The sequence below is a fragment of the Gammaproteobacteria bacterium genome (assembly GCA_013696315.1).
Lineage (GTDB): Bacteria > Pseudomonadota > Gammaproteobacteria > JACCYU01 > JACCYU01 > JACCYU01.
This window is the reverse complement of record JACCYU010000279.1, coordinates 1-9511: the sequence shown is the minus strand read 5'-3', so window position 1 is coordinate 9511 and position 9511 is coordinate 1. Positions and strand designations below refer to the sequence as shown.

Sequence of the window (9511 nt, the reverse complement as noted above, 5' to 3'; positions counted from 1 at the left end):
GTGTTCTCGTCGATTCGGCCCTTGTTGCCGAGGATGGTCACATTGGCAATCCGCGGCGCGGTAAACGGGACGGCGTTGAAGTTGTCGCCATTGCCGTCGGACTCGATACCGTAATTGCCGTTGGTGGCGCCCTGCAACGCAAGCGCATACTGCACGCGCCCCCGATAGCCCAGGTCCATGTCCAGCGAATCGTCGTCGGCGCCGTTGATGAGCAGATGGTCGGCATTGACCGTGCCACCGAACCATTCGATGCCGTCGTCCTCGGAACCCAGCACTTGCACATAGCTGATCTGCGTGCCCGAGCCGACGCCCTCCAGGGTCAGGCCCTGAATCTCTTCGTCGGGACGGAACGACACGCCCGATTCGGCGATGACAAGATAATTGATCGATCCGCTGTTGTCGGTGTCGAGCCGTCCGCCGTAAAAGCGGAAGCCGTCGGTCAGCACGCGGTCGACCTCGGACGTGGTCTCACCGGCGGCGTTCGCGCTGTTGACGCGGGCGAAACCGTCGATGACCAGGCCACCGAAGGTGCCACGGCCGGAAAGATTGGTTGGATTCGGATCGGTGATGATGTTAACGGGAGCGGTCTGCGCGGCTGCGCCCGCGCTCAAGGTGACGCAGATGGCGGTCGAGAAAATCTTAAATTTGCCTGATGACATGAAATACTCCGGAAGTTTCAGTTACTTAGGTAAGTATAATGACGATTACCTGCTTAAAATACGCTGTGTCTGTGTCAGGAATGTGATGAAATTGTGACCGTAATGTGACGCGAGCGGGCGATTTCGAGGGTCACCAGAGCGTCCAGTTCAAAAACAGGTTCGCGCTGATCCCGGCCTCGTAAGATTCGTAGATCTGGCCGCCCTGCGTAATATTCAGGGTGGGGTTGAGCAGGTTGGAGAGCTCCAGTCCTATGGTGAGGGCGTCCCACACTTGAAAGCGATAGGTCGCATCCAGCAGATCGACCGGCTCGCGGAAGATGTTCGGACGGGTCTGGGTGCCGGGGCGATACAATCTTTCGCCGACCCGGTTGTAGGCGAGGGTGAAATCGTGCGTCGCGCCGTCGTAACCGAGTTGCAGGTTGAAGATGTTTTCGGCCTGACCCTGCAGCGGCCGGGCCGACTGAGTCGCCACGCCCGTCTCCGCCAGCATTACCTCGGAATTGATAAACGTGGCATTGCCCTGCACGTACATGTTATCGAGCCAGCCGGCGCCGCCAACCCACCCGCGCGCCGGGCCGAACCAGCGAGGCCCGCCGCCGATCCCTGTCCGCAGCCGCTCCAGACCGGCACGCGCGGAAATTTCCAGGCCGGTCACTTTCGCCTCGTCGGCATTGTCCACGGAATTCAGGATCGAACTCTCGCCCAGCGGTTGTAAGGTCAGCTCGATCGGGTCTGTATAGTCCTTGCGGAACACGCCGGCGGTGAGCTGCTCGGTGCTGCTCGGATACCACTCCCAGCGCAGGTCATAGCTGGTGATTTCCGCCGGCTGCAAATCCGGGTTGCCGACGAATTCGTCGCCGGTGCGCGGATCGATATAAACAGCCGGTGACAATTCATTCAGGTTGGGCCGCGACACGGTTTTGCCCCACGCCGCCCGTATCTGCATGGTCTCGCCCCAGAAATATGTGAAGTCCACCGCCGGGAGTATGTCCTCGCCTTCGAAGCCGCCGGGCACGTCGCCGTCGCCCTCGGCGCCCTGAAAAGTCAGCGCCGAAAACTGAGCCTCTTCGCGCCGTACGCCAGCGACCATACGGGCGACTTTGGGCACGCGAAAATCGCCCATGAGATACATGCCGTCCACCGAGGTTTCGCCACTGTAGTCGTCTATCCCTAAGGTTTCCTCGGTGAATGTCACCGATTCCCCGATCTGCCCCGGTTGCAGAAAATCTTCAGGGTTCGGCGCAAACAGCGCTTCACTCAGCTCGTCGGAAGGCGTGAATATAAACCGCCGGGTCTGGGACTCCCGCGTCTGGTCAAACATGCTTCCGCCGAGTTTCGCGTCCGCCCTGAAGCCCGCGCGCGCGATGACTGGCACCGTAATGTCCAGGCCTAAGCCGGAGATACTGTCCTCGGTCTCGTTGTACTCGCGCGTCACGCCGCTCGGGTCGCCCACGAAGATGAAACTCTGATCCGGTAACTGCTGGTATCGATACGTCCGGCGGTCGGGCGCTTCGCGCGAGCCCGACCCGATCAGTCCGCGCCAGCCCAGTTTCACGAAATCGAAATCGTGTTCGCCCAGAACCTGCTGCACCAGCAATTGCTGCTCGTCCCAGGACAGCAGAGAATCCCGCACGAAGTTGTCTTCGCTGGTTGCGTCCAGTCCTTCGATGGCCTCGGTGCGGCCGGTTGTGTCCTGAATGAAAAAGGTGTTGCTGCTGAGCTTGGTGCGGTCCCACTCGGCGCCGAACGCCAGCAGGCTGCTAAGCGAGGCGAACATGTCCGTGCGCCGCGAGGTGAAATCGTTGGCCAGGATCAGCTCATCGCCGCCGGCCGCCGAGTACGTGCGCTCGATCTGCTCACGATTGCGATATTCCCGGTCCCAGGCGAACGAACCGAGCACGCCGATCTCGCCGCCCAACAGGTCGAACGCGCCGCCGCCCACGATCGACAGACCCGAATCGGGCGGCAACGTCTCATTCGTGACGTTGTAGCTGTTCGGGAACTGCGCGCCAATCGCGTTTTGCTGATCGATAGAAAGATTTCCCAGATTGGCCTCGCCTGCGGCCGCGGCGGGCAGTTCGCGGGCGCCGTCATCGAAGCCCAGAAAATCGGTGCTGCCCCCCGCATAGGTTAGCCCGTCCTTGTTGGTGCTCAAGGAATTGAAGCCGGTCCTGACGGACACCGCGCCGAAGGCCTCGTCGGGTATATCGCGCGTGCTGAGCGCGACAAGGCCGCCCCCGAACTCGCCTGGCTGGTCAGCGGTATAACTTTTCTGCACCGCGATACTCTTCAACACGCCGGCCGGAAATAGATCCAGCGGCACAATGCGCTGGATGGGGTCCGGACTCGGCAGCGGCGAGCCATTGAACGTGCTGTAGGTATAACGCTCCGGCTGACCGCGGATGACCGCGTACTGGCCGTCTTCGATGGTCAGGCCGGTGACACGGCCCAACGCCTGGGCTGCGTCGGAATCGCCGGTGCGCGCCATCTGCTCGGCGCCGATGATATCGATCACCCCCTCGGCCTCGCGCTGCGTCGTGAACACGGAGGCGATGCTGCCCTCGACGTAGGGCGCGGTGACCACGTAGTCGGCGAGCGCGAGCCCCGCCGGACTCAGCTCGATGTTGCTGGTCACCTGTTTGCCGGGGATCACACGGACGTTGTCCAGCTTTTGCGTGGCGTAGTCCGGATGCACCACCGACAGCCTGTAATTGCCGGCCGGCAGTTCCACGGCGTAGCGGCCGGCTTTGTCCGTAGTGGCGTCGGTCGCCTGGCCCGCGAAATACAGTCTGGCCCCACTGATAGGCGCGCCGGAATCGGCCGCGACAATACGTCCGGTCAGCGCGCCCGGCGGCCCTTTTTCTTCGAGCGCTGTGTCGTCCCGCACGATCTTTACCTGCTCGCCGCCGGCGGTGCTCGCGACATCGATCCGGGGCCGCGCGGCCGGTGTTTCCGGCAAGGTCACGAGCATCTGCAGCGACTCGCCCGCATCGGTCAGAAAATCGAGTTCAACGAGCGGTTTGCTGTCGCGCACGAGCACAACGTCGCGGCGGCCGGAAGGTATGTTCGCCCACAGCGCGCCGTCGGTGTCGGTTACGCCATAGCGTTTGCCGTTAACCTTAAGCTCGACCCCGCTGACCGGATTGCCTCGTTCGAAAATGACGAGCGACAGTTCGGCCGGCGCGCCCGCTTTCGCGACGGCGTCCGTGCGTCCGCTCTCTGGACTTGCCGGTGTTGCCTGTGCCGCGGCTGGTGTCGGCTCATCCGATGGAGGTCGGCTCGTCCGCGGCGCGGCACCGCTGTCGGCACACAACGCTGCCGCGACCGTCAGCGTAGCCGCGAAGCGAAAGCTTGCGCGCAAGTACCCGGATGGACGCCGGTTGGCACCGGCATGACGGCGTGACGGAATGATTGGAAGACCCCCGGATTGGATTAACTGCGCGGTCTCACAAACACTGCCAGCGCGCCTGGCGACAAGTGGCCATCGCGCGGCGCAGCTCGACCGCCTTGTCGAACAGGTCGCCGCGCTCCAGCAACACCAGCGCGTGCTCGGCGGCATCGTACTCGCCCGACTTGAACAGCGAATACGCCCAGGCGTAGCGGATCTCGTCGTCGGCGAGCAGCCCGTTGCGCGCCAGCGCGCCGCCCATTGCGGCAGCCATTGCCCAGCGCTCCTGACCGACGAACATGGCGAGGCGCTGTTTGAGTTTAGCTTTTTGATTTGCGATCCACGTGTTCAACAGCAGCGCGCGATAGAAATTGCCGGCGCGCCGCTCCAGCTCGGCGGCTTCAGGCAGAATGTCGCGATGAATGACCGCGGTGCGCGCGAACAGGTCGGCGGCGACATGTGGCTTGCCGGCGTCGAGATACACGTGCGCCAGCTCGACATTGATGTCGCGTGCAAACGGAAATTCAAGCCGCGCCCGCTCCAGAACCTTAAGCGCGAGATCGAGTTGACTGCTCTGACGCAGCGCGCTGCCGATGGCGAGGTAATCGTCCGCGCCCGCGTCCACGACCCGCAGATACGCCTGGCCCAGTGTGGCGGCGGCGCGGTAAAAACCCATGTCGATTAAATAAAATACCTTCCGGCGCAGAAACTGCGGGTCGTTGGGAAACCGCGCCGCGCCCCGGTTCAAAGCGGCGAAAGCCGCCACGCGCTGATGCAGTTGCCAGTGTGAATCCGCGCGCAAGGCCGCAAGCGCCGGTTCGTGGCTGCCAATCGGGCCGGAGCGAGCGAGCGCGCGCAGGGTTTGCGCATAGTTTTGAAGCTGATAATGCGCCTGCGCGAGGTAGATGTAGGCGAGCCACTTTGCGCGGACATCGGCGGGATCGCGCGCGCCCCCGGGCCTTGTTCGCCGTTCAATGGTGGCTTTGCTCAGCGCGCCGACGGCCTGTTGCGCATCGCCTTGCCGCAGCGCGACCAGACCGCGCAAGGTGTGATAGCGGGCGACATCGACCCCGGCGGCTTTTACATTGACATTGCGCAGCGCCGCGGCCGCGCGCGCATAGTTGCCGTCAGCGACCAGCCGCGCGCCGAGTTCCAGATAATTAACTTCCGGGAGATCGCCTGACCGATCCTCTCCTTCTTCCTGCGCGGCGGAGGGCGTCGGCGCGGCGGTCATCATGGCGGCCAGGCACACGGCCAGGCAGTGACGCGCAAGATAAGGGAGCGACATGTGGGACAATGGTTCTAACCCAGATCGAAGCGGATGGTCTGGTGCGCCCAGACGGTGACCGGCTTGCCCTGGTAAGTGGCGGGCGCGAACCGCCACTGACGGATGCCTTCGATCGCCACGTCGTCGAAGACGCCGCCGGGTCGCGACTCCAGCACCCGCACGTCCTGTATGTCGCCGCCCGCGCCGATCAGCACACTTAAGGTCACGTAACCCTCAACGCCATCCGCTTTCGCGTCCAGCGGGTATTCCATTGCGGCCTGGCTCACGGCCTGCGGCGGTTCGTCCGCGGTCTCGTCGGTCATCACGAGGTTTTGATCCGCGCCCAGTGAACCGTCCAGCCGGTTCAGCGCGGAAAGATCAAAGCCGGGTAGCGGCACATCGACGCTGCCGATCGCCGCATCCAGACTGGCAAGCGGCGGCGGCGCCGGACCCCGCGACGTAGGCTGCGCGCGCTTGTTTTGCACCATCTTTTTTTGTACCGGCTTGGGTTGTTGCACGGGTGGTTCGACGGTAAAGGTCGTTTTATCGGCGTCGTCCCGCTCTGGCCCCTGGGGTGGATTGTTGACCAGCACAAGCACCGCGAGCACCGCCGCGGTGCCCGCGACCATGAACATACATGCGGAGAGGTAATGTCGCAGGCGTTGAATCATGCTTGAATTGACTGAAGTTCTTCCGAATCGCCGTCCAGGGTTCCCTCCCCCCATGACGGAGGAGAGGGGAAAAGCTTAACCGCCGCCCGACTCGGCGCTTGTGGCCACGCCCACCTGAGCGCCGGCCAGGCGGGCCTGATCGACCACCTCGATCAGGCGCTTGGCGGGGACGCTGTCGTCGGTCACCACCAGCACGGAATCCGAGGTCGAGGCTTCCAGCAACAGGTCAAGCTGCGTCTGGATCATCCACACCTGCACGGGCGCGCCGTCGAGATAGGTGTCGCCGCTGGAATCGATGAAGAGGCGGATCGCCTGCGTCTCCGATGGTGTCGCGCTCTTCGCCGTGGGGCGGTCGATATCCAGATTCATGTCGTCGACGAAGCTGGTGGTCACCACGAAGAAGATGACCAGTACCAGCATGATGTCGACCATCGGCACCACATTGATGCTGGTTTCCTCGGCTACGCTCGATTCACGGCGTTGTAACATCAGCTTTGCTCCGGGGCGGGCGCCGCTCTGGCGCAGAGGATGTTCTTGATCTGCTCGAGCTCGCGGCGCGTATCGCGCGCGCGCCGCTCAAGCGCGCCATTGACGAACAACCCCGGAATCGCGACCGCAAGTCCGAGTTGCGTCGCAAACAGCGCTTTCGAGATGCCGGCCGCGATGCTGCCGGACTGCGAGATTATCCGCTGATCAGCCAGGGCGTCGAAGGTCTCGACCATGCCGTTGACCGTACCCAGCAATCCCAGCAGGGGTGCGGCGATCACCAGCGCCTTGATCACGCGCGAATATTTCTTGAGATCCGTTTCCGCGTCGGCAAAGGCGGCATCCAGCCGACGGCGCAGATGTCGCGGGCGCTTGCGCCAGATCGCGACGCCATCGGCCGCGGCGCGTTCGACGAGTCCGCGCGGTCTGGCGCTCACCATGCCGCCGGCGTGCGCCTCGATCAATTGTCCGACGCCGCGCTTGCCGGGACGACGCAGCGCCGATAAGCGATAACCGATGCCGAACCATAGCAACAGGCTCGCCGCCGCCAGCGCCGGCATTACATAGCCGCCGACCTCGATGTACGAAGCGACCTGCGAGAGCGAGCTTTCGAACGCGGCCAGCATCGGACTCAGGCCGCCTTTCGCATGGCGGCGGTTTCAACGTCTTCATAGTGGTTGGTAACCCGCAGGGCGGCCTTGAGCATGTCGTCCTTGATGCGATCCGCCCAGCTCAACAGCATGCTGCCGATGAGCAGCGCGGGGATCGCTACCGCGAGACCGAGTTCCGTATTGACCAGCGCGATCGCGATGCCGCCCGCCAGCAGCGCCGGATCGCCGGTGCCGAATTGTGTGATGACCTCGAAGGTCATGATCATGCCGATTACGGTGCCGAGCAGTCCGAGGAGCGGCGATACCGCGGAGATCACCATGATCAGCGAGCCGAAACGCTCCAGGCGCGTGTTCTCGCGCAGGATGGCCTCGTTGATGATGTCTTCGAGCTGCTCGCGGTCGCGATGAATGTTCTCGAGCGCCGCCGCGACGACATTGGCGGCAGCACCTTTGCGTCGTTCGCAGACCTCCAGCGCGCCTTTGATGTCGCGCTTATCCAGCTTCTCGCCTATGGCCTTGACAATACGTCCCGTGCTGGCGCCAGCGCGCTTGAGCAGGATCACGCGCGCCAGTATCAACAACACGGCCAGTACGCCCACGGCGACGATTACCCAGGCGATCGGCCCGCCACTGTGAATGTGAGCGATGACGCCCTCGGTCTCGTCGGTGGGCGCCGCGGTATCCAGCGAATCGTAAAGAAACAGTCCGAGCTGATCGCGCGTGCGGCCCTGAATCAGCGCACGCGCGTCATCCGCCGCGGGCTGTTCCCAGACTTTCAGTTCGCCGCCACCGGCCGGCGCCAGCGCGCCGGCGACCTCGCCCGCCACACCGTAAGTGGCGATGTCGCCGACCCGGATCAAGGTGCCTTCGAGTTTGCGGCCCTCGCGCGAGAAGAACGCACCGGGCTGCTGCCGGACCGACGTCAGATCACGCAACAAGCCGCGCGCGCGCGCGAATACATCAGCGAGTCTGCCGGCCTCACCCTGATCCGCGAAGCTCTGACGGCTCATGAGCGCGCGGCGGCCATACTCGCCGAAGGTGGTTCTGGCCTGCTGAAACGTCGCATCGAGGATGTCCGCGTTTTGCCGCGCCGTCTGGCGCTGACGCTGGAGCACATTCATGCGCTGCTGCAGCACCTTGGCGTTCGAATCAAGCCCGAGCACCGATTCCTGCAGCGCGTCTATGCGCTGCTCAGTCTGGCTGACCTCGGCTTGCGCCTGCCCGCGAAAGCTTGCGATGCGTGCCTGCAATGCCCGCTTTTGCGCGACCAGAAACGCGTATTCCTGCTGATAGGCTGCTTCCAGCTCCACGCGCGCATCCTGCTCGGCCGCGGCTTGATCGGACCCGCCAGACGCGCCGTTAGCCCCGGTCTCGCCGCGGCCCGCGGCTTCGGCGGACTTTGAGGAATCCTGTGCGGACACGCTGATAAACAGCGACACGCCCAGGAGCGCCGCGAACAGTAATGCTGGTGCGGCGCCATTTCGCAAAGTGATTCGATTCATTAGCGCGCCTCCGCCTGGCGCAATGGTGGCCGCGCCGCCTGCAGAAACGAGCGGGCGCCGATAGGATAAGGCAGGCGATAAAAACCGGTGTCGAGCTGCTTGCGCAGCGCGCCGAACAGCGCCGCGACTTCATCGGCGGGCACGCCGCCGCCTAGATAGCGGTAGATCCAGTCGTCGCCCGCGCGCGCGGCGTAGCCGAAGCGTCCGTCATCGCTGCGGAAGTAAAGGCTCATCATGCCCAGCCGTGCTACGTCAACCAGGTGTTCCTGGCCTTGTATGACAATCGGCTGACGATAAACGGCGCTGTCACCCGTAAGTCTTAGCTCGTCGGAATAGAATGACCACAAGCGGTTGGCGAGCCGCGGGGCTTTGAGCGTGCCGCGCTCGAGCTGAGCCTGCATGTCGTCGAGCACCGCCAGACGCTCACTGCGCTTGAACGGCAACGACGTCTGGACATACTCACGCATGCCGTCGATCGCGGCTTTCAACGCAGGTGTGAGCTGCCTCGCGACAACGCCGGCTTCGTCGGACTGATCCCGCATATCGGCGAGCTTACGCTCCAGCTGCTTCATGTTCAGTTCCTGGCGGTCGCGCTGTGCGGCGAGCTCGCCCTCACTCTGCGCCAACGCTGACATCCGGGCTTCGTGCCCGCTTTCCAGCCGCTGGATTCTTGCGTCCAGTCCTTCCAGATCGCCGCGCAGCTCGATGATGTTTTGCACCAGATTGTCCAGGGTGCGGGTCGTGGCCTCGGCGGCTATGCCCGGCGTCATTGTCATGATCAATGCTGTTGCGCACACGAGGAAGCGGGGACTTGATGGCATGCGATCTCCACATTGGTTTCAGGCGCTGCCACGCGCCGGCATGCGACGCATGCGGGACAACGAGCGGTGCTTGAACCTTACGCCGGCGATGTTACAGAATGGTTAC

Annotated in this window: 8 protein-coding genes; all 8 read right to left on the bottom strand. The window is 63.6% G+C overall.

Going from position 1 to position 9511, the window contains the following annotated elements:
* A partial coding sequence (locus H0V34_15630) for a hypothetical protein (GenBank protein MBA2493046.1) occupies positions 1-611 on the bottom strand: 611 nt, incomplete at its 3' end.
* Between the two features lie 178 nt (positions 612-789).
* Positions 790-4020, bottom strand: coding sequence for a TonB-dependent receptor (locus H0V34_15625; protein ID MBA2493045.1), 3231 nt, complete (start codon positions 4018-4020; stop codon positions 790-792).
* A gap of 85 nt (positions 4021-4105) precedes the next feature.
* Positions 4106-5335, bottom strand: a complete 1230-nt coding sequence (locus H0V34_15620) for a hypothetical protein (GenBank protein MBA2493044.1) — start codon at positions 5333-5335, stop codon at positions 4106-4108.
* 14 nt (positions 5336-5349) lie between these two features.
* Positions 5350-5985, bottom strand: a complete 636-nt coding sequence (locus H0V34_15615; GenBank protein ID MBA2493043.1) for an energy transducer TonB — start codon at positions 5983-5985, stop codon at positions 5350-5352.
* Positions 5986-6060: 75 nt separating this feature from the next.
* Positions 6061-6474, bottom strand: a complete 414-nt coding sequence (locus H0V34_15610) for a biopolymer transporter ExbD (protein ID MBA2493042.1) — start codon at positions 6472-6474, stop codon at positions 6061-6063.
* Complete coding sequence (locus tag H0V34_15605; protein ID MBA2493041.1) at positions 6474-7097, bottom strand: MotA/TolQ/ExbB proton channel family protein; 624 nt, start codon at positions 7095-7097, stop codon at positions 6474-6476. The genes H0V34_15610 and H0V34_15605 overlap by 1 nt, the downstream gene beginning before the upstream one ends.
* Positions 7098-7102: 5 nt before the next feature.
* Positions 7103-8584, bottom strand: coding sequence for a MotA/TolQ/ExbB proton channel family protein (locus tag H0V34_15600; GenBank protein ID MBA2493040.1), 1482 nt, complete (start codon positions 8582-8584; stop codon positions 7103-7105).
* A complete protein-coding gene (locus H0V34_15595; protein ID MBA2493039.1) occupies positions 8584-9360 on the bottom strand; it encodes a DUF3450 family protein in 777 nt (258 codons plus the stop codon). Before H0V34_15595 ends, H0V34_15600 begins: the two co-directional genes overlap by 1 nt.
* Between the last annotated feature and the right edge of the window lie 151 nt (positions 9361-9511).

Excerpts from the sequence above, each read along its gene's own strand:
- H0V34_15620 (MBA2493044.1), bottom strand. The coding sequence starts at position 5,335 with ATGTCGCTCCCTTATCTTGCGCGTCACTGCCTGGCCGTGTGCCTGGCC.
- H0V34_15615 (MBA2493043.1), bottom strand. The coding sequence starts at position 5,985 with ATGATTCAACGCCTGCGACATTACCTCTCCGCATGTATGTTCATGGTC.
- H0V34_15610 (MBA2493042.1), bottom strand. The coding sequence starts at position 6,474 with ATGTTACAACGCCGTGAATCGAGCGTAGCCGAGGAAACCAGCATCAAT.
- H0V34_15605 (MBA2493041.1), bottom strand. The coding sequence starts at position 7,097 with ATGCTGGCCGCGTTCGAAAGCTCGCTCTCGCAGGTCGCTTCGTACATC.
- H0V34_15600 (MBA2493040.1), bottom strand. The coding sequence starts at position 8,584 with ATGAATCGAATCACTTTGCGAAATGGCGCCGCACCAGCATTACTGTTC.
- H0V34_15595 (MBA2493039.1), bottom strand. The coding sequence starts at position 9,360 with ATGACAATGACGCCGGGCATAGCCGCCGAGGCCACGACCCGCACCCTG.